The organism is Pseudoclavibacter sp. RFBG4 (assembly GCF_002931515.1).
Taxonomy (GTDB): domain Bacteria; phylum Actinomycetota; class Actinomycetes; order Actinomycetales; family Microbacteriaceae; genus Pseudoclavibacter.
Map to the genome: position 1 here is coordinate 104594 of NZ_PSYC01000026.1, position 23169 is coordinate 127762.

A 23169-nucleotide genomic window follows, 5' to 3' on the forward strand; every position below is an offset into this window, starting at 1 on the left:
CTCAGCTCTGCTCGGCCTGGTTCGACTCGGTGGCGGCCGCGTCGCCCTCGCCGAGATCGAGCTTCACGACGGGTGCGTCGTTCCACAGGCGCTCGAGCCCGTAGAACGTGCGCTCCTCCTCGTGGAAGACGTGCACGACGATGTCGTTGAAGTCGAGGAGCACCCAGCGGCCCTCGCGACGGCCCTCACGGCGCAGCGTGCGCTGCCCGATGTCGCGCATCGCGTCTTCGATCTCATCGGCGATGGAGAGCACCATGCGCTCGTTGCGACCGGAGACGAGGAGGAAGATGTCCGTGAGCGGCATGTTGTTCGAGACATCCAGGCCGACGATGTCGAAGCCCAGTCTCTTGTCGGCAGCCCTCGCTGCGATGTCTGCCAGTTCGATTGCTCGCGTGCTCGCGGTCATTCGGTCCCTTTCATTGAGAGCCCAGAAGAGCTCAACGTGGTGTCCGAGAGGCGATGCGCTCGCCAGCTGATCAGAACCAACCCTGAACAATACCCAGGATCACTGCGACAACGCCAGCCACAGCGACGGCGAGGCCGCTCACGACCGCCCAGATCGACAGCCGCACGCCGTGCCCGCGGCGGGGTGCGAGCGGCATTCCAGGCTCGCGCACCGCGCGGCTGGCCGCGACAGGGCTGTGCTCCTCGACGACCCTCGAGTGCAGCTGCTCGTCGCCCTCGTCAGCGTGGTCGATCTCCGGCGAGTCGAGCCCCGTCGTCAGCGTGCCGAAGTTGGAGAGCTCGCGGGAGACCTGCATCTTGCCCGTGATCATGAGATCGCCCGCGCCGCTGAGGGCGCCGGTGATGTCGGGTGAGCTCATCTCCGGCATGACGATCATGCCGGTCGGCGTCTCGTCCGTGGAGTGGCTGGCCATGACGAGGCGTCGGAAGTAGTCGCCGCTCGTGCCGTCCTCCTGCGCCTCCTGCTCGACGGCCGCCGGGCTGCGATTGAACGAGTCGCCAGGCAGCTCGGGGACCTCAGGGGCCTCGAGCGTCACCGGCACGTCGATCGGCGTCGGCGAGAGGCCGTCCACCTGGAGCGGAGCCTCGAGCGCGACGCCGGATGCGAGCTGAGCCGGCTTGGCCGATTCAGCAGGAGGGGCAGGAGCGGCTGGAACGAGAGGAGCGGCTGGAGCCGCTTCGTCGGAGCCCGCCTGAGCCTCCACGGAGACCGTCGGCGCCATCGTCGGGAGCTCGGGCTGCTCGCCCTTCTCGCGGCGACGTTCGAGCTCGCGAAGCTCGCGGCGAGTCAGTGGGGCGTCACTCATATGGCATCAATCTCTTCTGCCGTGTACAGCCTGTGCTTGGCCATGTACTGCACGACACCGTCTGGCACCAGGTACCAGACCGGCTTCTCCTCGTAGGCCCTCGCCCTGATGTCCGTCGAGGAGATCGCCAGGGCTGGGATCTTGAGCGCCGTCACCTTGTCGGCGGGGATGCCGTCGGTGCGCATCTCGTGGCCTGGCCGCGAGACCGCGACGAACTGGGCGAGCTCGAACAGCTCCAGCGAGTTCTTCCACCCGAGGATCTGCGCGATGGCATCCGCACCCGTGATGAAGTACAGATCTGCGTCCGGACGGAGTCGCTGAACGTCGCGCAGGGTGTCGATCGTGTAGGTGGGGCCGTCGCGGTCGACGTCGACGCGACTCACCTTGAACCTGGGGTTCGAGGCAGTCGCGATGACCGTCATCAGGTAGCGGTGCTCGACCGGGGTGACGTGCGACTTGTGCGACGGCTTCCCCGTCGGCACGAAGAGCACCTCATCGAGATCGAAGTGCGCCGCCGCCTCGCTCGCCGCCACGAGGTGCCCGTGGTGGATCGGGTCGAAGGTTCCACCCATGACGCCGACTCTGCGGCGCTCGGGAACGGGGGAAGGCTCGACGGTGTGAGGCATAGGGGGGGGCGCGGCTCAGCGCTAGTGCTTCGAGTGCTCCGAGCCGGCCTCGATGACGCCAGCGTGGTTGAACGGCTCGTAAGGCACGACCTTGGAGTCGACCGGGTTGCTGTGCCACGTGTTGCGGAACGCGTACGTGACGACGATGAGGGCAACGAAGGCGACGAGCGTGACGACACCGAACATGATCGGGGGCATCACCAGCTCGTTGACGATGTGGTGCCCCTCTTCGGCCAGCACGGTTTGGGCCAGCACGGCATCAGCAAGCGCAGCGGGAATCAGCTCGATCATGCGTCCCACCCTACCAATGTTCGCGAGGTCACTCGTCGACCCTCCACACGCCACCCTCGCGTTCGCGCTCGAGTTCGGCACGCGCCGCGGCCTTGCCGTCCATGCGCTCGTAGTAGCCCTCGCGCCGCTCACGCGTTGTGGTGCGGCTGCTCTCCTCGAGGCGACTGTCCGTGCCACGCGGCGAGACCGTGAGCTCTGCCGCGCTCGTGAGCGTCGGCTCCCAGTCGAAGACGATGCCCTGCGCGCCAGGCCCGATGATGACGGCCGAACCGGCGACTGCACCGGCCTTGAAGAGGGCTTCCTCGACACCGATCTTGTTGAGGCGGTCCGCGAGGTAGCCGATGGCCTCGTCGTTCGCGAAGTCCGTCTGCGCGACCCAGCGCTGTGGCTTCTCGCCGAGGATCCGGTACGTGTTGCCGTGCGTCCCGCCCTCGACGCGAATCTCGAACGGCTTCTCGTCGACGGGGCGCGGACGCAGCACGATGCGCGGCTTGATGGCCAGCTCAGCGAGTTTGGCCTCCCTGTCGCGGTCGATGAGCTCACCGAGCGCGAAGGAGAGCTCCTTGAGGCCCTCGTGGCTCACCGTCGAGATCTCGAAGACACGGTAGCCGCGCTCCTCCAGCTCGGGGCGCACGAACTCGGCGAGCTCACGCCCATCGTGCAGGTCGATCTTGTTGAGCGCGATGAACTGCGGGCGCTCCAGGAGGGGCGTCTGCCCCTCTGGCACCGGGTAGTTGCCGAGCTCCTCGAGGATGACATCGAGGTCGCTGATCGGGTCGCGCCCCGGGTCGAGCGTTCCGCAGTCGAGCACGTGCAGCAGCGCGGAGCACCGCTCGACGTGCCGCAGGAAGTCCAGGCCGAGTCCCTTGCCCTCGCTCGCGCCCTCGATGAGGCCGGGAACGTCGGCGACCGTGTAGCGGTACTGGGCCGCCTGCACGACGCCGAGGTTCGGGTGGAGCGTCGTGAAGGGGTAGTCGGCGATCTTCGGCTTGGCCGCGGACATCGCCGCGATGAGGCTCGACTTGCCAGCAGACGGGTAGCCGACGAAGGCAACATCCGCGACGATCTTGAGCTCGAGCTGCACCTGCAGCTCCTCGCCTGGCGTGCCGAGCAGAGCGAAGCCCGGCGCCTTGCGCTTCGTGTTGGCGAGCGACGCGTTGCCGAGGCCACCCTGTCCGCCCTCGGCAGCGACGTAGCGCATGCCGGGCTCGGAGAGGTCAGCGAGTTCGACGCCGTCCGCGTCACGGACGACCGTTCCGATGGGAACCGGCAGATCGAGCGGCTGACCGGTGTACCCGTTGCGCCAATCGCCCATGCCGAAGCCGCCCTTGTCGCTCGAGCGATGCGGCTTGTGGTGGTACGACAGCAGCGTCGTCTCCTGCGGGTCGGCGTAGAACGTGATGCTGCCGCCGTTGCCGCCATCACCGCCGTCGGGGCCGGCGAGTGGCTTGAACTTCTCGCGCTTGACAGAGACGCAGCCGTTGCCACCCTCTCCAGCGCGCAGATACAGCGTCACCTGGTCGACGAAGGTGGCCATGAAGAGCTCCTGTAGAACGATAAGTCGTGAAAATACGGATGAGGGGCGGACCGTGGCCCGCCCCTCATCCTGACACCGCCCTGGATTCAGGGACTGTGCTTGCTGCTATTCGCCAGCGACGATGTTGACCACCTTGCGGCGGCCCTTCGCACCGAACTCGACGATGCCTGCCGAGAGGGCGAACAGCGTGTCGTCGCCACCGCGGCCCACGAGGGCGCCGGGGTGGAAGTGCGTGCCGCGCTGACGGACGAGGATCTCGCCCGCGCTGACGGTCTGGCCCGCGAAACGCTTCACGCCGAGGCGCTGAGCGTTCGAGTCACGGCCGTTGCGAGTCGAGCTCGCTCCCTTTTTGTGTGCCATTGAAGTCTGCTCCTCGACTTACTTGATGTCGGTGATCTTGATGCGCGTGAGCTCCTGACGGTGGCCCTGACGCTTCTTGTAACCGGTCTTGTTCTTGTACTTCTGGATGACGATCTTCGGGCCGCGGAGGTCGTTGAGGACCTCTGCAGTCACCGTGACCTTAGCGAGCTTCTCTGCGTCACTCGTGATGGTCTCACCGTCGACGAGCAGCACAGCCGGAAGCGTGACGTTGCCCTTCTTGTCGGCAACAACACGGTTCGTGGTGAGCACAGTGCCCACCTCTACCTTCTCCTGCCGTCCACCGGCGCGCACAACTGCGAATACCACTTCAGTACCTTTTCTCCGAGCCCGACAAGGTCGGACGCTGTGTCTTCAAACTCTGGAAGCCCTGCTCGCTGCGGCGAGCTGACTCTGCCCTGCAACCGGGCGAGGGAATGCCAGCACGAATGCAAACGTGCAACAGCGAACCACTTTACCCGGCAGGGTCGGTGCGCGCAAGCGCACCCACCCACTCGACGCTTTCGCGTCCGGTCGCCCTACCCTGCCATCTTACTCGGCAGAGAGCGGCGGCGTCGTGATGCGGCGGCGGCGCGGACGCCCCGAAGCACCCTTGGGCGGCTCAACCGTCGCCGGTTGCGCTGCCTTCGGCGCAGACGCCGTCGGCGCATCCTGAACCTTCTCAGGAGCGGCGGCGGGCGTCGTCACCTCGACCGCGGCGGGGGCCTCGGTCGTTTCGTCTGCTGCCGACGGCTGCTCACCCTCTGGGGTGACCAGCGCATCCAGCAGCGAGTCGAGTTCACGAAGCGCTGCCGGGTCGGCCTCGCGCTTGGTCTGTGCCGGCTCGGCGCTCTGGGCCGAGTCGAAGTCGAAGAGGTTCTCGCTGGCACGCGCCTTGCGGTCGTCGCCATCCGACTGCTGCACCGCGTTGCGGTCGAGCGTCACCGGCCCGCTTGGTGCCTGCTCCGGAGCCTCTGACGATGCGGGAGCCTGAGCATCCGTCTTGGCGCGCCTGCGACCGCGGCGCGAACGACGCGACTCACCCTGCTGCCCGGACTGCTCATCGCTGCCACGCTCGTCGGCGACCGACGCCTGGGCGCTTGCCTGCACGACGGGCTGCTGCTCTTCCGAAGGCTCGCCCTGCTTCTGCCCGGTGAGCGTCGACGCCGCGATCTTCGAGAGAGCGCCCCGCGCCTCCTCGGTGATGCCGTGCGTCGACGTCGCGGCCGGAGCTGCGACGGCACGAGGTGCCTGCTGCTCACGCTGCTGACCACCGCGGCCCTTGCGGCTGCTCTTCGCGTTCGCGCTGCTGTCCGGCGCTCCCCCACGGTGCTTGAGCACCGGGTCGTGGAAGACGATGACGCCGCGGCCAGCGCAGGACTCGCACGGCTCGCTGAACGTCTCGAGCAGGCCGAGACCGAGCTTCTTGCGGGTCATCTGAACGAGCCCGAGGCTCGTCACCTCTGCGACCTGGTGCTTGGTGCGGTCACGGCTCAGGCATTCGATGAGGCGACGCATGACGAGGTCGCGGTTCGATTCGAGCACCATGTCGATGAAGTCGACGACGATGATGCCGCCGATGTCGCGAAGACGCAGCTGGCGGACGACCTCTTCGGCCGCCTCCAGGTTGTTCTTGGTGACCGTCTCCTCGAGGTTGCCGCCGGATCCGACGAACTTCCCCGTGTTGACGTCGACGACCGTCATGGCCTCCGTGCGGTCGATGACCAGCGAGCCGCCGGACGGCAGCCAGACCTTCCGGTCCAGCGCCTTCTCGATGTGCTCGGTCGCGCGGTACTCGGCGAAGACGTCGGCGCCCTGGAACGCCTCGACGCGGTCGACGAGGTCAGGGGCAACCTGGTGCAGGTAGTTCGTGATGGTCTCGAGCTCTTCGCTGCCCTGGATCACGATCTTGTGGAAGTCCTCGTTGAAGACGTCGCGGATGATCTTGACGAGGAGGTCGGGCTCGGAGTGCAGGAGCGCCGGAGCGGGTCCCGCCTCGATGCGCGAGGAGATGTCGGCCCACTGCGCGGTGAGTCGGTTGACGTCGCGCTCGAGCTGATCCTGGGTCGCACCCTCGGCAGCCGTGCGCACGATGACGCCGACGCCTGCCGGCAGCGTCTCCTTGAGGATCTTCTTGAGGCGTGCGCGCTCCGTGTCCGGGAGCTTGCGGGAGATGCCGTTCATGGAGTTCCCCGGCACGTAGACCAGGTAGCGACCAGGCAGCGACACCTGGCTCGTGAGGCGGGCGCCCTTGTGGCCGATCGGGTCCTTCGTGACCTGGACGAGCACGCGGTCGCCCGGCTTGAGGGCGTTCTCGATGCGACGCGACTTGCCGCCGACCTCCGCAGCGGCCCAGTCGACCTCACCGGAGTAGAGCACGGCGTTGCGGCCGCGCCCGATGTCGATGAATGCTGCCTCCATGCTCGGGAGCACGTTCTGCACGCGACCGAGGTACACGTTGCCGATGAGCGACGACTCCTGCGAACGCGCGACGTAGTGCTCGACGAGCACCTTGTCCTCGAGCACGCCGATCTGGACGCGGTCGTCCTTGGCGCGGACGAGCATGACGCGGTCGACCGCCTCGCGACGAGCGAGGAACTCGGACTCGGTGATGACCTGGCGGCGACGACCGCTCTCGCGGCCCTCGCGGCGGCGCTGACGCTTCGCCTCGAGACGCGTGGACCCCTTGATCTTCTGCGGCTCCGTGATGAGCACGGGCTCTTCGACCGGCTGCTCCTCGCGGGACTGACGACGACGCGTCGTCGACTGCTGGCGCTCCGCCGGGGCCTGCCGGCGGTCGTCGCGCGACGACTCCCTCGAGCGGTCGCCACGGTCAGAACGCTCGCCGCGGTCAGAGCGATCGTTGCGCTCGCCGCGGTCGGAGCGATCGCTGCGGTCCTGCCTGTCGTAGCGATCGTTCCGGTCGCCGCGCTCCTGGCGCTCGTACGGCTCGTCGTCCTGACGGCGACCGCGGCCGCGATCTTCCCGTGGGCTGCGCTCCAGCATCGGGGGCAGATCTGGCTGCAGGAAGAAGAGCGTCGTCGAGGAGATGACTGCCGGGACCGACGACGCGGACTCCTCGGTCGACTCCTGCTGCGCTGCGCCTACCTCTGCCGCAGTCGCGGACTCCTGGCCCGTCTCCGCGTCGAACTGCTCATCGGTGGTGTTCTGGTCTGATTCGTTTGTGGTCACCATTTCTGGTGTGCTCCTACTCCGGCGTGGCGCAAAGCGTGCGCCCACCCCTCCGGGCGATGAAGGTGCCATGCATCCTCATCGAAAATGGTCTCCGCCCGTTCGGCGGAAAGGTTGTACGTGGTGTGCCGCGGTTGCGGCGATCCTGCCTGCGGCCCGTGCGACGGAGCGTTGCTCTGCTCGTGGCTCGTGCCTGAAAAACTTCGGGTGCCGTGGGACTCTGCCCGGTCGACCTTTCCAGTATCGCACGGCCACCGCATCCAGGCCCGATTTCGGCTGTGCGCCCACCGTCAGGGCAGGACCCGCCTGTGGTGTGCGATGCCGAGGATGCGCTCGGCGGCCGCGCAGTACCCGGCGAGGAACGCGCTCGCCACGAGCCCGACCGCATCCTCCGTCGGAAGGAAGCGCGGGTGGTGGAGTGTCGGGGCGTAGGCGCCTCCGGGCCCAGGCAGGCCTGCCGTCTCGACGCCCGCGAAGCACATGATCGAGGGGACCTCGTCGCAGTAGTACGAGAAGTCGTCGCCACCAAGCGAGCGCATGGGCTCCGCCCCGTCGACACCGAGGCGCGCGAGCCAGTCATCGGCGTCCGACGCGAGGTGGGTGTCGTTGATGAGGACGGGCATGTTCTGGTGCATGTGCACGATCGCCTCCGTGCCGTACGCCTCAGCAGTGCGCACCGCGAGGTGCTGCACGGCCGCGAACAGGAGCTCGCGGTCTTTCGGCGCCGTCGTGCGCATCGACGCGAGCAACCGGGCGCTCGAGGGCAGCACGTTCGCAGCGCCCTCGCCTGCAGAGAGCGTCCCGACGCTGATCACCGCCGGGTTCATGGGCGAGATCGTGCGACGGACGACCTCGGGGAGCCCGAGCGCGATCTGGGCGACGGCCGCGACGGGGTCGGCAGCCTGGTGCGGATACGCGCCGTGGCCGCCTCTCCCCTGCAGCGAGATCTCGATCTCATCGGCAGCCGCGTTGATGTAGCCGCCGCCGATCGCGATCGCCCCGCGCGGCACGCCCGGGTGGACGTGCGCGCCGATGACGTGCTCGACCTGGAACCGCTCGAGGCCACCCTCCTGCACGATCTGATGCGCGCCCGAGGGGTAGGTCTCCTCCCGTGGCTGCAGGATCGGCACGAGTCCGACGGGGAGGTCGAGGTGGTCCGCGGCCCGGATGAAGGCGACGAGCGCCGCCTGGTGGACGTCGTGCCCGCACGCGTGCATCGCGCCGTTCGATGAGGCGAACGGAACCCCGGTGAGCTCGGTCAGCGGCAGCGCATCCAGCTCGGCGCGCACCCCGACGGCGCCCCCGGTTGCGGGGCCGAGGCGCCCGATGCGCCCGGAGTCGGCGATGCGGTGCATCGTGACCCGGTCGCCGAGCTCGCCCTCGAGGCGGGCGGCGGTGTCGTTCTCCTCACCGGAGAGCCGGGGGTCGGCGTGGAGCTCCTGACGCAGCCGGACGGCCGCCGGCAGCTCCTCGCGCAGCGCAGCCCGCCACGCCGAGGCCAGCTCGTCGAGCCGCTCGCTGTGCTCCGTCGACGACGATCTCCCAGCCTTCATCTCGCAACTCGCCCCCGAATCAATGTTCTCGCACCTGACGGCCCGCCTCCTGCGAAGCCTACGACTCGGCCGAAGCCCGACCGAGTCGTCCACCTCTCGAGTCGCTCAGGCCGCGAACCAGATGCCGAGCTCGCGTTCGGCTGACTCGACGGAGTCGGAGCCGTGCACGATGTTGAGGAGCACACCGGCGTCCCAGTCGCGACCGAGGTCGCCCCGGATCGTGCCGGGCGCGGCAGTCGTGGGGTCGGTCGTGCCGGCGAGCGATCGGAAGCCCTCGATGACGCGGTGGCCCGCGACGCGGATCGCGACGGTCGGCCCCGACTGCATGAACTCGAGGAGGCCCTCGTAGAACGGCTTGCCCTCATGCTCCGCGTAGTGCTCCGACAGGAGCGCACGGTCTGCGTGGACGAGGCGGATGTCGACGAGCGAGTAGCCCTTCGTCTCGATGCGGCGAAGCACTTCGCCCGTGAGGCCGCGCTGAACGCCGTCCGGCTTGACGAGGACGAGCGTCTCTTCGATGGTTGCCATGGTTCCTCCATTGATCGTGGTGGTCGGCCCTGCGAGGGGCCAGGTCGTTCGGTGAATGCGTGCAGGTCAGCTGGTCAGCTGCTCGGTGGGTCGTTCTGCTCCGTGATGGGCATCCCGTCGACGCCGATCTCACCCGCCGCGAGGCGACGGTTGTACTCGGCGATGATCGGAGCGCGCTGCCGGTCGATCTGGCCGCCCTTCCACATGAAGTACGTCCAGGATGCGAGGAACAGCGCCCCGACCACGAACATACCGGGGTGGAGGAAACCGGCGGCGACGAGCAGGATCTGCACGGCCCACCCGAGCCAGATCCCCCACTCGTACCTGAGCAGCCCGATCGTCACGACGATGAGCACGGCGAAGGTGAGGCCGAGCGCAAACGCTGGAACGGGCTCGAGCACGCGCATCCCGAACACCAGCAGCGTGCCGAGGAAGACGACGAAGAGCTCGAAGCCCAGGAAGATGGAGCCGATGACCTCGCGGATGCTGCGCTGACGGGGCAGCCGGCCGCTGTTGCGCCGACTCACGACTCCTGCGCCCAGCCTTCGTCGCGCGAGAGGGTGAGCGCGGTGCCGATGAGCGTGACGGAGCCCGTGATGAGCACTGCGGCGTTCCTGCCATCATCTGCACCCTCGGCGAGGAGATCGAGGGCGATCTCGCGGGCGCGCTCGATGGCATCCTCCGCTCGCTCGAGCACCTCGGGCTCGCCGCCGGTGACCTCGCGCACGATGTCGCCGAGCTCCTCGGCGTCGATGGCGCGCACCGAGTCGGACTGGGTGACGACGAAGCGCTCCGCGATGGGCTGCAGGGCGCGGACGATGCCGGCCGCGTCCTTGTCCGCCAGGACTCCGAGCACCACGACGACGCGCGAGAAGTCGAACGACTCGGTCACGGCCCTCGCGAGCGCCTCGGCGCCGTGCGGGTTGTGGGCGGCATCGATGAGCATGGGCGGGGTGACGCCGATGCGCTCGAGGCGACCCGGCGACTTCACCTCGCCGAACGCCGCCTCGACGAGCTCATCGCGCAGGCTCCGGTTCGCGCCGAAGAACGCCTCGACCGCAGCGAGCGCGACGGCGGCGTTGTGCGCCTGGTACTCGCCGTCCAGCGGCAGCAGCAGGTCCTCGTACGTGCCAGCGACGCCGCGAACCGTCACGAGGCGTCCGCCGACGGCCAGCTGGTTGCTGACGACGGAGAAGTCCTTCGGCTCGGCGTACATGTGCGCCTCGGACATCTCTGCGGCACGTGTGATCTCCGCGAGCACCTCGGGCTGCTGCTCTGCCGTGACGACGCGCGCGGCGGGCTTGATGATGCCGGCCTTGGTGCGCGCGATCTCCGAGAGCGTCCTGCCGAGTCGCTGCGTGTGGTCGAGCGCGATGGGCGTGAAGACGGCGACCTCGCCGTCGGCTACGTTCGTGGAGTCCCACTCGCCTCCCATGCCCACCTCGACCACAGCGACATCCACGGGAGCGTCGGCGAAGCACGCGTAGGCGAGCACCGTGAGGGCCTCGAAGAACGTGAGGCGCGGCTCTCCCGCCGCCTCGAGCTCCGCATCGACGATCGAGAGGAAGGGCGTGATGTCCTCCCAGTTCGCGACGAGTCGCTCGTCGCTGATGGGGCTTCCGTCGACGGCGATGCGCTCGTTGATGCGCTCCAGGTGCGGACTCGTGAGGAGGCCGGTGCGCAGGCCGTGGGCGCGCAGCACGGTCTCGATGATGCGTGCGGTCGAGCTCTTGCCGTTGGTGCCCGTGATGTGGATGACCGGGTACGCCGTGTGCACGTCTCCCAGGAGCTCGACGGCGCGCCTCGTCGCGTGGAGTCGCGGCTCTGGGGCCGCCTCCCCCACGCGCTCCATGAGCTCGTCGAAGACACGCTCGCCTTCGCTGGCCCAGTCGGTGCCCTCGAGGAGCGTCCGCTCGTCTTCCTCGCGCTCCGTCAGGACCTCGTCCTCGTCGTCGGAGAGCGCCGGCGTGAACGTCTCGGCGATGTCCCTCGGCTCGAGCTCGAAGTCGCCGGATGCGTCCGAGGCGTCCGATTCGCCGGACTGCTCTTCCCAGTCGCCGGAATCCTGCTGGTCGCGTTCGCTCACGCCACTACCTCCACGTCGATCTCAAGGGCTCCATACGTGTCCGCGCTCACCTCGTCGTCAGCCGGCGACGCGAGTCCGCCGGTGACCTGGAACTCGACCGCGAGGGTCTCCCCCGAGATGAGCTCCCGATGCGCCTCGATGGCGGCGACCGACGCGTCGTCGGCGCGCAGGGCGAGGCGGATGCGGTCGGAGACCTCCAGTCCCGCCTCCTTGCGCGCATCCTGGATCGCACGCACGACGTCGCGCGCGAGGCCCTCCGCGGCGAGCTCCGCACTCACGTTCGTGTCGAGGACGAGGATGCCGCCGCTCGGCAGCAGGGTGATGGCTCGGTCGTCGCTCTCGCCTGCGGTGACGAGCTTGACCTCGTACTCACCCGCCTCGAGCTGCAGTCCGCCAGCCGTGACGACGCCGTCGACCTCGCTCCAGTCTCCGGACTTCGAGGCCTTGATCGCCAGCTGCACCTGCTTGCCGAGGCGCGGGCCGGCGGCGCGCGCGTTGACCTGCAGGACGCGGTCGATGCCGTACTTGGCCTCGGACTCGGCGACGAAGCGCTCGAACTCGACGGACTTCACGTTGAGCTCGTCGCGCAGGATGCTCGCGAAGGGCTCGAGCGCGTCCGTGTTCGGCGCGACGACGGTGAGACTCGCGAGCGGGAGGCGCACGCGGCGCCCGGCCTGCTTGCGCAGGGACAGCGCCGAGCTCGTGACGCGGCGGACCGCATCCACCGAGTCGACGAGCGCCTGATCGCCTCGGAACGCCGACGCGTCCGGCCAGTCGGTGAGGTGCACGCTGCGGCCGCCCGTGAGCCCGCGCCACACCGTCTCGGAGATGAGCGGCGTGAGTGGCGCGGCGACGCGCGTGAGCGTCTCGAGCACGGTGTAGAGCGTGTCGAACGCCTCAGTGCTCGTGGCGTCGTCGGTCACTCCTCGCCAGAAGCGGTCACGCGAGCGACGCACGTACCAGTTGGTGAGCACGTCGCCGAAGTCGCGCAGGCGCGATGCGGCGGTCGTCGAGTCGAGCGCCTCGAGGTCTGCCTGCACCTCGGAGACGAGCACGCCCAGCTTGGCGAGGATGTACTGATCGAGCACATCGCTCGAGTCGGTGCGGAACGTCGCCTCGTACGCCTGGGTCGAGCCGACCGCGGTATTCGCGTAGGTCGTGAAGAAGTAGTACGTCGACCACAGCGGGAGGAGGAACTGGCGGACGCCCTCGCGGATCGTCTCCTCGGTCACGATGAGGTTCCCGCCGCGCAGCACGGGGCTCGCCATGAGGAACCAGCGCATGGCATCCGACCCGTCTCGGTCGAACACCTCCTGCACGTCCGGGTAGTTGCGGAGGCTCTTCGACATCTTGCGACCGTCGTTGCCGAGCACGATGCCGTGGCTCACGACCCGCTTGAACGCGGGGCGGTGGAAGAGCGCCGTCGAGAGCACGTGCATGACGTAGAACCAGCCGCGCGTCTGCCCGATGTACTCGACGATGAAGTCGGCGGGCGAGTGCGAGTCGAACCACTCGCGGTTCTCGAACGGGTAGTGCACCTGCGCGTACGGCATGGAGCCGGAGTCGAACCACACGTCGAGGACATCGGGGATGCGCCGCATCGTGGATGCGCCGGTCGGGTCGTCCGGGTTCGGGCGCGTGAGCTCGTCGATGAACGGGCGGTGGAGGTCGGTCGGTCGCACCCCGAAGTCGCGCTCGATGTCGTCGAGCGAGCCGTAGACGTCGATGCGCGGGTAGTCGGGGTTGTCGCTCTTCCACACGGGGATGGGGCTGCCCCAGTACCGGTTGCGGCTGATCGACCAGTCGCGGGCCCCTTCGAGCCACTTGCCGAACTGGCCGTCCTTGACGTTGTCCGGCACCCAGTCGATCTGCTGGTTGAGTTCGACGAGCTCATCGCGGAACTGCGTGACGCGCACGAACCAGCTCGAGACGGCCTTGTAGATGAGGGGCTTGCGGCAGCGCCAGCAGTGCGGATAGGAGTGCTCGTAGCTGGCCTGCTTGAACAGCCGGCCATCGGCCCGCAGGAGCTGGGTGAGCGGCTTGTTGGCGTCGAAGACCTGCAGGCCGGCGACGGGCCCGACGGCGGCGAGGAACTTGCCACCCTCGTCGACGGAGAGGATCGTCGGGATGCCGGCGGCGTCGCTGAGCACCTTGTCGTCCTCACCGTAGGCGGGCGCCTGGTGCACGATGCCGGTGCCGTCGGTCGTGGTGACGTAGTCGCCGAGCAGGAACTGCCACGCGTTCTGCGTGCCGTAGGTCTCGGTGTCGGCGTAGAAGTCCCACAGGCGCTGGTAGCGGACGCCGGCGAGCTCGGCGCCCGTGAGGGTGCGACTGGTCGCGTCGACCGCGTCCTCCGCGCTCTCGTAGCCGAGCTCCTTGGCATGGGCCGCGACGCGTGCACTGGCGAGCAGGAAGGAGCCCGCTCCCGTCTCCGTGCCGTCTGCCGCGCCGAGCGGGCCAGCTGGCACGACGGCGTAGTCGATCTCGGGGCCGACCGCGAGGGCCAGGTTGGTCGGGAGGGTCCACGGGGTCGTCGTCCAGGCGAGCGCCTTCACGCCGGCGAGGCCAAGCGCATCCGCACGCTCCCCCTCGAGCGGGAAGGTGACGGTGACCGTCTGGTCCTGGCGCATCTGGTAGACGTCGTCGTCCATGCGCAGCTCGTGGTTGGAGAGAGGCGTCTCGTCGTTCCAGCAATACGGCAGCACGCGGAAGCCCTCGTAGGCGAGGCCGTCGTCGTAGAGCTTCTTGAAGGCCCAGAGCACCGACTCCATGTAGGAGATGTCGAGCGTCTTGTAGTCGTTCTCGAAGTCGACCCAGCGGGCCTGGCGGGTGACGTACTCCTGCCACTCGCGGGTGTACTTGAGCACCGACTCGCGGGCGGCGTCGTTGAACGTGTCGATGCCCATGGCCTCGATCTCGGCCTTCGACTGGATGCCGAGCTGGCGCATGGCCTCGAGCTCGGCGGGCAGGCCGTGTGTGTCCCAGCCGAAGCGGCGGTGCACCTGGCGGCCGCGCATCGTGAAGTAGCGGGGGAAGACGTCCTTGGCGTACCCGGTGAGGAGGTGCCCGTAGTGCGGGAGCCCGTTCGCGAAGGGAGGGCCGTCGTAGAAGACCCACTCCTCGGCGCCCTCGCGCTGGTCGATGGAGGCCTGGAAGGTGCCGTCTTCGCGCCAGAAGTCGAGCACCCGCTCTTCGAGGCGCGGGAACGACGGCGAGGCGGCGACGCCGTCTCTCGTCGAGCTGGCGGGATCGGCGGCTGGTCCGAACGAGGCCTTCGGGTAGCTCATGCGGTGGAACTCCTGGCAGTAAGTGGATGTGCTTGGTCTGCTTCAGGGACGCCTTCCGGCGCGGTACCACCCCGATTGCGCGCTCCCCCAGATGATGCTCCGGAGGCGCTCGCCACTCGTTCCGGGCTGTGACGGGCCCTCCCGACCGGTTCTACTTGGTTCGCGTTCCTCGAGAGGCTCGCTCACCGTTCTTCCGGGGACTCCCCGCTGATGGGCGGATCACAGTCATGCTGCCAACATCGTACGCGCCTGGGCATGCTGCGCGAAACGGACAGGCCAGGCTCAAGGGAAGGCTGTGTACGCTCGCTTCTTCTGGATTCATCGACGGACGGCACTCAGCGCATGCTCACCTCTCACCTCTCGAAGCTCGCAGCGACCGGCATCTTCGCGACCATCGCGCTCACGGGATGCTCAGCGCTCGGCGGAGGGGAGACGGCGACTCCGTCTCCCTCGGCTGCGACGACGACCGAGGCCACGACGGCCGACGGCGGCGGAACCTGCGCGGACGTGCAGGCCGAGATCGATTCGATCAGCACAAGCGTCCAGGGCATCCCCGACCAGGTGCCCGGTGATATCCCCGGAGCCGTCGCGACGCTCGCGACCGTAGGCGCCAGCCTCACGACGCTGCAGCAGAGCGTCACGGACCCCGACCTCAAGACGCACGTCGACACGCTCGTCACCGAGGTGACGGAGCTGCAGACCACAGCTGGGGAGCTCACGAACGGCGAGGGTGGCTTCGCGGCCGCCGCGAGCATCCTGACGCAGCTCGGCGAGGTCGAGTCGGCCCTCTCGTCGCTGACTGCTTACTGCGAGCTGCAGACGAGCTAGAGGCACCGGAAGGACCTCTGACCGGCGCTCTCCGCCCCTTGCGAGGGTTCGGCCCGAGCGCGACGGTCTCGACTGCAGTCAGCTCCCGTGAGACTGCTCCTGCAGCGCTGATCCGCGCAGAGTTCTGCGCCGGAAGAGCCGGTATTCCCAGCCCGGTCTGAGGGCTCGCCATCTGCCCGTCCGGTCGCGCACGACGTCAAGCTGGTTCTTGTGGGCCAGGTGGTGATGGAAGCTGCAGAGGAGCACTCCCTCGTCGACGTTCGTGAAGCCGCCCTCAACCCACGGCGTGGTGTGGTGCGCTTCGCACATGCCCGGCGGCTTCCAGCAGCCCGGGGTGATGCAGCCCCCGTCGCGGGAGGCGAGCGCTCTGCGTTGCGCGCGACTGTACAACCGCTGACGGCGGCCGAGTCTCAACGGTTCTCCGTTCGAGCCCAGGAGCGCCACCTGAACGAACCCGTCGCAGAGGGTCTTCGCGACCAGGCTCGGCGGCACCGGCGTTCCGGTGCGCTCGAGGTGCGGCACGTCGGCTGGGCGCTTGGCCTCTCCCTTCAGGCCAGCGTCTGTCGTGGTGATGACCACGGTGGGCGCCTCTCCGCTCGCGCGGGGAGCGTCCGGGGCTTCCGCGAATCGCGCGAAGACCAACTCCACGGCGTCCATACGCTGCTGGGCGGGCGTGCGCTGGTCAGGGATTCGCTCGTCCGGATGCGAGACATCGACGTCCGCCGCATCGACTCCCTCGGCACCGCGTTCGTCAGCGCCAGCGCTCCCGATGGGCGGGACGTCTTCGAAGGCAACCTTGCGGCGGGGCGAGGTGACCGTCTCGCACACCTTCCGGAGCAGCTCCCCCTGCTCCGGAGTCGCGACGAATCGCCCCGTGACCGTGCCGTCCGAACGCTCCCGCATCCAGAATCCCCGCTTGCGCGCAACGCGCTCCGCGAGTGGCTCCGTGCCGTCGGGGTCGAGGAACGCCACCCACTGCGCCGCCTGGACCCGAAGCAGTTCCGGAGTTGCCGGAGCGAGATCTTCTGGGTTCACGCCCCGCGCCGAGTCGACGAGCTCCGTCTCAGCCGCGTCGAGATGCGCTCGCTCGGCACGACCGTTCACGGGCTTCAGACCTTGCACGATCGCAGACGCCTGCCCGAGCGAGATCTGCGCGGCTGCAAGGGCGGTCGCAACGGCCGAATGTGCCGGCCCGAGATGCTCGCCCGTCAGACTCATCGGGGCGCGGGTGGCCTCCGCGACGCGAACCAGCGACCCGGCCTCGGCGTAGGGAACCCCCAGGAGCTGCTGGAGCATCTCCGCGAGGTTGGAGAAGCCCATGCTCCGAACGAGCTCGTCGGGCGCCGAGCCCTCCTCGTCACGACGAAGCACCTCCCCCGCAACCTCGACCAACGCCGCGTCCAGTGCGCGCCGACGGCTCGCGAACTCCGCGATCACCACGGGAATCTCCATCGCCAGCAAAGCCGGAGCGTGGCCGGGGGACGCGATGAGCCCGTCGACCGTCGCGGTCTCCGGCGACGACCGCCTGGAGGTCGCCTCGTTGCGCCCCGTGCCACTCTGCCCAAGAACCATGATGATCTCCCCCCCCGGGATCACCTCGAGCCTAGCACTTAGAGCGTCACCATGGGCTCGTTGATCAGGAATTTATCGACGTTCTTCGAAGACAGAATCGAACCGAGAAGCTCCGGATCAGAGGACACCAGGCCACAGCGCGCGTCGCGAGGCCGAACGCCTCGAGCACCGCAGGCCTACTCGGCCGAGTACGCCAGGAAGATCGGGGCGCTCGCCTCGTCCACGACGCTCGAGAAGCTGCCTCGGGTCGGCCCCTCCTCGATCCAGAACACGGTCGCGGCGATGGTCGCCGAGATGATGGAGCCTGCGCAGACGGTGCGCTGCAGCCGCCCCAGCCCCGGCTCCGCTCGGGCGAGGAAGTCCGTGAGCGCCGACTGCTGGGCCAGAGCGCGCTTCGTGCCAGTCGCGGCGAGGTCTGCACTCGTGCCTGCCACGCTGCGCAGCGAGCCCGCCCAGCGAACGGTCTCGGGCTGCACCGTGTCGGCGATCTCGAGCAGCACCTTCCGGAGCGTCGCGAGGCCGTCTCCCCTCTTCGGGGCGCCGCCCGCGACGAGCTCGGTCGCGGCCGCCTCGAGCCGAGGAGGAACCTCGGCGAGGAGCGGGTCGAGACCGACCCACAGCACGTCGGCCTTGGCGGTGAAGTAGTTGAAGAACGAGCTCCTCGCGACGCCAGCACGGCGGGCGATGTCGCTCGCGCTCGTCTGCTCGTAGCCCTGCTCGAGGAACAGCTCGAGGGCGGCCTCTTCGAGCGTCTCGCGACTCGACGCGGAGGGTCGGCCTCGACGCGCGACCCGTTCCTCGTGCTCCGTCATCACCTTCTCATTTCTGCATGGTGTTCAAATAAGCAGTTACACTCTCCGAGTGCCAGCATCAGCCACCCGCCCCGCGGCGAAGCCCATCGCGCTCCTCGCCCTCGCCGCAGCCCTCATCGTGCCACTTGCCGCATGCTCCAGCGAGGCGACCTCGTCGGACCAGCCGCAAACCCTCAGGTACGCCTCAGGAGACGCTGAGCCCACGTGCCTCGACCCGCACGTCGGCGGCAACTGGCCCCAGGCGATCCTCGCGAACCAGTTCCTGGAGTCGCTCTTCTCGAAGAACGACGCAGGGGAGATCATCCCATGGCTGGCAACGGGAGCCGAAGCGTCTGACGACCAGCTGAGCTGGACGATCACCCTCAAGGAGGGCGTGAGCTTCACCGACGGCACCCCGTTCGACGCGGACGCCGTCGTCGCGAACGTCGAGCACATCAAGAACCCCGAGACCGCCTCCTCGACGGCCATCCTCGCCCTGGGGAAGGTCTCCGAAGCGGTCGCGGTCGACGCGCGCACCGTGCGCTTCGACCTCAGCGAGCCGGACAGCGCGCTCCTCGAGTCGCTCGCACAGACCTGGCTGGCCATCGAGTCACCCGCCGGGCTCGAGCGCGGGACCGAGCAGAACTGCCTCGCCCCGATCGGCACCGGCGCCTTCCAGGTCGCGTCGTGGGAGAAGCAGTCCCAGGTCGTGCTGACGCGCAACGAGAACCACACGACAGCGCCGCAGGACGGCGTGACGAGCGAAGGCCAGCCCGGAGCGACGGTCGGCACCATCGAGTGGAAGTTCATCCCAGACGCCGCCACCCGCCTCGCCGCACTCCAGTCCGACCAGGTCGACATCATCGACTCCGTGCAGCCGGATGCGCTCTCGCAGTTCCAGGCGAACGGCACGGAGGAGACGCTCATCGGCGCACGCCCCGGTGTGACGGCACGCGTCGAGCTCAACACGACGCGCGCGCCCTTCGACGACCCCAAGGTGCGCGAGGCATTCGCCGCCTCGGCCGACATCGACGCTGCGGTCGAGTCGCTCTACTTCGGCACCCTCGACCGGTCGACCTCCGTGCTCTCGAGCGCAACACCCTTCGCGACCTCGCACCCCGACTCCTTCGAGTTCGACGCGGCACGCGCATCCACGCTGCTCGACGAGGCCGGCTGGACCGAACGCGACGCCGACGGCGTCCGCACGAAGAACGGCGAGCGCCTCGAGGTCGCATTCCCGGTCTCCACGAACCAGTCGATCCCGGCCGAGATCTCCGTACTCGAGCAGATCGGCGCGACGAGCTCCGAGGTGGGCTTCGATGTGCAGCTCGAGCTGCTCGACCTCTCGACCTGGTACGAGCGCAGCGGCACGTGGGAGTTCGATGCCATCGTCGCGCCGTACTCGAAGAACTCCGCCGACGTGCTCCGCATCGTCTACTCGACCGACAGCATCACCCCCGCCCCGAGCGGCTACCACGCCAACAACACCGGCCTCTCGCTGCCCGCTCTCGACGAGGCGCTCGACGCGGCCGTGAAGACGAGTGACGACGCCGAGCGCAAGCGGCTCTACGGCGAGGCCCAGCAGCTCATCATCGACAGCGGCACCGTCATCCCGCTCTACGACCAGACGGTGCAGTTCGCCTACGGCGCCAACGTGCACGGCTTCCGCCTCCAGCCGAACGTCAACGTGCCATCGCTCGTGAACGTCACCATCGAGTAGCTGGACCACGCCTGAGCACGGCGCACGAGACAATCGAGCGATGACGAAGGATGCGCGATCTCGCGCGGCACACCTGCTGCCGCTGATTCCGCGCATCCTCCTGCGTCTCGGCGGCGCACTGTTCGTGCTGTGGGCCGTCGTCACCGTCACCTTCTTCGCGGTGCGCGCCGTGCCTGGCGACCCCGTGCTCGCGATCCTCGGCGGGCCGGGATCCAACGCGAGCGCCGAGGCCGTCGCGCAGGCCCGCGCCGAGAACGGGCTCGACCAGCCGCTCTTCCTCCAGTACCTCGCGCAGCTGTGGCGCACGGCGACCGGAGACCTCGGCTTCAGCTACGCCCAGCGCGAGAGCGTCGCGTCGCTCATCGGCGAGCAGCTGCCCGGCACGCTGGCCCTCGCCGGTCTCTCCCTCCTCCTCGCCTGGGCGATCGCGCTCACCGTGGCCTGGTGGTCGACCGGGAGGAGCCGAATCGCGTGGGGCATCGCATCGACGCTCGAGGTCGTCGCGGCCGCGGTGCCGCACTTCTGGCTGGCCTCCGTGCTCGTGCTGATCTTCGCTGGAATGCTCGGGCTCCCCGTCGCCGTCTCGGGTCCGGGGCTCTCCGGGCTCATCCTGCCGAGCGTCACCCTCGCGCTCCCCCTCGCCGGGTACCTGGGGCAGGTCATGCGCGAGCAGATGCTCGACGCCCTCGAGTCACCGTTCGTGCTGGCCGCACGAGCGCGGGGCGAGGGCCCGAGCGGCATCTTCTGGCGGCACGTGCTGCGCCACGCGGCGATCCCGGCAGTCGGCCTCAGCGGCTGGGCCCTCGGGTCCCTCGTCTCCGGTGCGGTGGTCGTCGAGACGATCTTCGCGAGGCCAGGACTCGGCCGTTCCCTGCTCTACGCGGTTGGCGCGAGGGACGTGCCCTACGTGATCGGGGTCCTCGTCGTCGTCGCGGCCGCCTACATGCTCGTCACCGTCCTGACCGACCTGATCGAGCCGATCATCGATCCGCGCTCGCGCGACCGAGCGGGCGTGACCGCATGAGTCTCGACGCGGCAGCGGTCCGGGACGCTCGTGAGGGCACGACGGGACAACGCGACGGCCGCACCCGCTCCGGCCCCCGGCGCGGGCTCTGGCTCGGCGTCTGGCTCACCGTGGCGGCGATCTACCTGCTCGCCGCGGTCTTCCCGCAGCTCCTCGCCCCTGGCGACCCGCTCGCCGTGAACCCCGCCGATGCGTTCTCGCCGCCCGTACCCGCGCATCCACTCGGCACGGATGAGTCCGGCAGGGGTGTCTACACCCGCATCGTGCACGGCGCCTCGTCGTCGCTCACGATCGGCGCCCTCGCAACCGTGATCGGGCTCCTTCTCGGCGCGGTGTTCGGCCTCGCCGCGGGCCTCGGACCCCGATGGCTCGACTTCGGGACGACGAGGATCGTCGAGGTCTTCTTCGCCTTCCCCGGCATCCTCCTCGCGCTCCTGCTCATCACGCTCGCGGGCCCTGGCGTCGTCACGACGACCATCGCGGTCGGCCTCTCGACTGCCCCTGGCTACGCGCGCCTCATCCGCTCGCAGGTGCTGCGCGTGCGGGCGAGCGCCTACATGGAGGCGGACCTCGTGCTCGGCAGGTCGCGCTGGCACAGCTTCACGAGGACGCTGCTGCCGAACGTCGCCTGGCCCCTCTTCTCGCTCGCAACGCTCGGCCTCGGCCAGGCCATCGTGTGGGCGGCTGCACTCAGCTACCTGGGCCTCGGCGAACCGCCCCCCAGCCCGGAATGGGGATCGATGCTCTCCGCCGGCCGCCTCTACCTGCCGACCGGCAGCTGGTGGCTCACCATCTTCCCCGGCACCGCGATCGTGGGCGCGGCCGTCACGGCGACGATGCTCGGTCGCATCATGCAGCAGCGCACGAGGCAGGCAGGATGAGCGACGCGTCGAGCCCGGAACCCCGGCGGGAAGCGCCGACCGTGCGGGCCGAAGAGCTGCACATCTCCTTCGGCGACTTCGAGGCGGTGCGCGGAGTCTCCTTCGACGTGCGGCGCGGCGAGTGCCTCGCACTCGTCGGCGAGTCGGGCTCCGGCAAGTCGGTGACCGCCAGGGCGCTGCTCGGGCTGAGCGGCGACGGCGCCCGAGTGGAGGCTCGCACGCTCAGCCTCGGCGGCGTCGACCTGCCACTGGCGAGTCGCGACGGCGACTGGCGGTCGATCCGCGGCGCTCGCATCGGTCTCGTGCACCAGGATGCGCTGGTCGCGCTCGACCCGCTCCGCCCCGTCTGGCGGGAGGTCGACGACGCGCTGCGGCTGCACACCGACCTCGGGCGCGAGGCGCGTCGCAGCCGCGTCCTCGAACTGCTCGGGCGGGCCGGTCTCGAGGATCCCACGTCGATCGCACGTCGCCGCAGCGGTCAGCTCTCCGGCGGCCAGCGACAGCGTGTGCTCATCGCCGCCGCCCTGGCGGGGGAACCCGAGCTGCTCATCGCCGACGAGCCGACGAGCTCCGTCGACCAGGCCGTGCAGGCGCAGCTGATCGAGCTGTTCGCCGCACTCAAGGCCGACGGCATGACGATGCTCTTCATCACCCACGACCTGGGCGTCGTCCAGCGCCTCGCCGACCGGGTCGCCGTCATGAGCGAGGGACTCATCGTCGAGACGGCGCCGACGGCGCGGCTCTTCACCGCTCCCGAGCACAGGGTCACTCGCCAGCTGCTCGCCGCGCAGCCGAAGGCGGCTCTCGACTCGCTCACGGCCACGCCCGCGGTGGATGCGCCTGGGCCGCTCCTGGAGGTGCGCGGCGTCTCGAAGACCTTCCGAGGAGCGGGGGGCGCGCCCATCCAGGCCGTGCGGGAGGCGTCCTTCACGCTCTCGCGCGGCGAGACGCTCGGGATCGTCGGCAGCTCGGGATCCGGCAAGTCGACGCTGGCCCGCATCGCGCTCGGTCTGGAGAGGCCGGACGCTGGCACCGTGTCGTTCCTCGGCGGCGCCTGGAGCCCCGCCCCCGAGCGCCTGCGCCGTGCCCGCCGAACGAAGCTCGGCTACGTGCCCCAGGATGCGCTCTCCAGCTTCGATCCTCGGCGCACGGTCGGCGAGATCCTCGCCGACGCGCTCACCGCGGGGCGCTCGACGTCCGTCCGGACCAGGCGAGACGCCATCGACGCGGCGCTCGAGCGAGTCGGGCTCGACGGCTCGATCGCCGGTCTCCGCCCGCTCCATCTGAGCGGCGGCCAGCGCCAGCGCCTCGCCATAGCCCGCGCGCTCGCCCCCGAACCCGAGGTGCTGCTGTGCGACGAGCCCGTCTCATCCCTCGACGTGACCGTGCAGGCGCAGGTGCTCGCGCTTCTCGCACGTCTGGTCGACGAGCTGGGCCTGGCCTGCCTGTTCATCTCGCACGACCTCGCCGTCGTCGCGCAGCTCGCCGACCGAGTCGCCGTCATGAGCGACGGCGAGATCGTCGAGACGGCATCCGTGTCCGAGCTGTTCTCCACGCCGAAGCACCCGGCCAGCCGCGCACTCCTCGACGCCCACAAGAGCCTCGAGGTGCGCTGAGCCGACCGG

General features: G+C 69.1%; 20 protein-coding genes. 5 read left to right on the forward strand and 15 right to left on the reverse strand.

Annotated elements, in window-relative coordinates:
• Nucleotide 1 precedes the first annotated feature (1 nt).
• From rsfS to ileS, 13 genes are all read right to left on the reverse strand, one after another.
• On the reverse strand, nucleotides 2-406 hold the full coding sequence (rsfS, locus tag C5E10_RS10000; RefSeq protein WP_104331505.1) for a ribosome silencing factor: 405 nt from the start codon (nucleotides 404-406) through the stop codon (nucleotides 2-4).
• A 70-nt stretch (nucleotides 407-476) separates the two neighbouring features.
• Nucleotides 477-1271, reverse strand: a complete 795-nt coding sequence (locus C5E10_RS10005; protein ID WP_104331506.1) for a hypothetical protein — start codon at nucleotides 1269-1271, stop codon at nucleotides 477-479.
• Nucleotides 1268-1897 (reverse strand): nicotinate-nucleotide adenylyltransferase, encoded by a 630-nt coding sequence (nadD, locus tag C5E10_RS10010; protein WP_104240830.1) that lies wholly within the window; start codon nucleotides 1895-1897, stop codon nucleotides 1268-1270. The genes C5E10_RS10005 and nadD overlap by 4 nt, the downstream gene beginning before the upstream one ends.
• Nucleotides 1898-1918: 21 nt before the next feature.
• Nucleotides 1919-2188 (reverse strand): hypothetical protein, encoded by a 270-nt coding sequence (locus C5E10_RS10015; protein ID WP_104331507.1) that lies wholly within the window; start codon nucleotides 2186-2188, stop codon nucleotides 1919-1921.
• A 28-nt stretch (nucleotides 2189-2216) separates the two neighbouring features.
• Entirely contained in the window at nucleotides 2217-3725 is a 1509-nt protein-coding gene (gene obgE, locus C5E10_RS10020; RefSeq protein ID WP_104331508.1) for a GTPase ObgE, read from the reverse strand.
• A gap of 105 nt (nucleotides 3726-3830) precedes the next feature.
• Nucleotides 3831-4085 carry a 50S ribosomal protein L27 gene (gene rpmA, locus C5E10_RS10025; protein WP_068481308.1) on the reverse strand — a complete coding sequence of 85 codons (255 nt, stop codon included), beginning with the start codon at nucleotides 4083-4085 and terminating at the stop codon, nucleotides 3831-3833.
• Between the two features lie 18 nt (nucleotides 4086-4103).
• Nucleotides 4104-4412 carry a 50S ribosomal protein L21 gene (gene rplU / locus C5E10_RS10030; protein ID WP_068481311.1) on the reverse strand — a complete coding sequence of 103 codons (309 nt, stop codon included), beginning with the start codon at nucleotides 4410-4412 and terminating at the stop codon, nucleotides 4104-4106.
• 222 nt (nucleotides 4413-4634) lie between these two features.
• Nucleotides 4635-7277, reverse strand: a complete 2643-nt coding sequence (locus tag C5E10_RS19400) for an Rne/Rng family ribonuclease (protein ID WP_258071074.1) — start codon at nucleotides 7275-7277, stop codon at nucleotides 4635-4637.
• A 287-nt stretch (nucleotides 7278-7564) separates the two neighbouring features.
• The gene (locus C5E10_RS10040) at nucleotides 7565-8827 is read right to left on the reverse strand and encodes a M20 family metallopeptidase (RefSeq protein ID WP_104331509.1); all 1263 of its coding nucleotides are present in this window, start codon (nucleotides 8825-8827) and stop codon (nucleotides 7565-7567) included.
• A 105-nt stretch (nucleotides 8828-8932) separates the two neighbouring features.
• Nucleotides 8933-9355: a nucleoside-diphosphate kinase gene (ndk, locus tag C5E10_RS10045; RefSeq protein WP_104331510.1), complete on the reverse strand. Its 423-nt coding sequence runs from the start codon at nucleotides 9353-9355 to the stop codon at nucleotides 8933-8935.
• Nucleotides 9356-9429: 74 nt separating this feature from the next.
• Nucleotides 9430-9882, reverse strand: a complete 453-nt coding sequence (locus C5E10_RS10050; protein ID WP_258063084.1) for a DUF4233 domain-containing protein — start codon at nucleotides 9880-9882, stop codon at nucleotides 9430-9432.
• Nucleotides 9879-11207 (reverse strand): folylpolyglutamate synthase/dihydrofolate synthase family protein, encoded by a 1329-nt coding sequence (locus C5E10_RS10055; RefSeq protein ID WP_104240911.1) that lies wholly within the window; start codon nucleotides 11205-11207, stop codon nucleotides 9879-9881. Before C5E10_RS10055 ends, C5E10_RS10050 begins: the two co-directional genes overlap by 4 nt.
• 230 nt (nucleotides 11208-11437) lie before the next feature.
• Nucleotides 11438-14728: an isoleucine--tRNA ligase gene (gene ileS, locus C5E10_RS10060; protein ID WP_104331511.1), complete on the reverse strand. Its 3291-nt coding sequence runs from the start codon at nucleotides 14726-14728 to the stop codon at nucleotides 11438-11440.
• Nucleotides 14729-15070: 342 nt separating this feature from the next.
• On the opposite strand from ileS, the gene C5E10_RS10065 reads away from it, so the two are divergent.
• The gene (locus C5E10_RS10065; RefSeq protein WP_104331512.1) at nucleotides 15071-15556 is read left to right on the forward strand and encodes a hypothetical protein; all 486 of its coding nucleotides are present in this window, start codon (nucleotides 15071-15073) and stop codon (nucleotides 15554-15556) included.
• Nucleotides 15557-15634: 78 nt separating this feature from the next.
• Here the strand turns inward: C5E10_RS10065 and C5E10_RS10070 are convergent, their stop codons facing one another.
• Nucleotides 15635-17128 (reverse strand): HNH endonuclease signature motif containing protein, encoded by a 1494-nt coding sequence (locus C5E10_RS10070; RefSeq protein ID WP_146080223.1) that lies wholly within the window; start codon nucleotides 17126-17128, stop codon nucleotides 15635-15637.
• A gap of 176 nt (nucleotides 17129-17304) precedes the next feature.
• Nucleotides 17305-17940, reverse strand: a complete 636-nt coding sequence (locus tag C5E10_RS10075; RefSeq protein WP_104331514.1) for a helix-turn-helix domain-containing protein — start codon at nucleotides 17938-17940, stop codon at nucleotides 17305-17307.
• Nucleotides 17941-17989: 49 nt separating this feature from the next.
• On the opposite strand from C5E10_RS10075, the gene C5E10_RS10080 reads away from it, so the two are divergent.
• From C5E10_RS10080 to nikE, 4 genes are read left to right on the forward strand one after another with little or no spacing between them, the layout of a single operon-like run.
• Entirely contained in the window at nucleotides 17990-19639 is a 1650-nt protein-coding gene (locus C5E10_RS10080) for an ABC transporter substrate-binding protein (RefSeq protein WP_104331515.1), read from the forward strand.
• A 40-nt stretch (nucleotides 19640-19679) separates the two neighbouring features.
• The gene (locus C5E10_RS10085; protein ID WP_104331516.1) at nucleotides 19680-20663 is read left to right on the forward strand and encodes an ABC transporter permease; all 984 of its coding nucleotides are present in this window, start codon (nucleotides 19680-19682) and stop codon (nucleotides 20661-20663) included.
• Entirely contained in the window at nucleotides 20660-21544 is an 885-nt protein-coding gene (locus C5E10_RS10090) for an ABC transporter permease (RefSeq protein ID WP_104331517.1), read from the forward strand. The genes C5E10_RS10085 and C5E10_RS10090 overlap by 4 nt, the downstream gene beginning before the upstream one ends.
• Entirely contained in the window at nucleotides 21541-23160 is a 1620-nt protein-coding gene (gene nikE, locus C5E10_RS10095; RefSeq protein WP_104331518.1) for an ABC transporter ATP-binding protein, read from the forward strand. The genes C5E10_RS10090 and nikE overlap by 4 nt, the downstream gene beginning before the upstream one ends.
• Nucleotides 23161-23169: the final 9 nt, after the last annotated feature.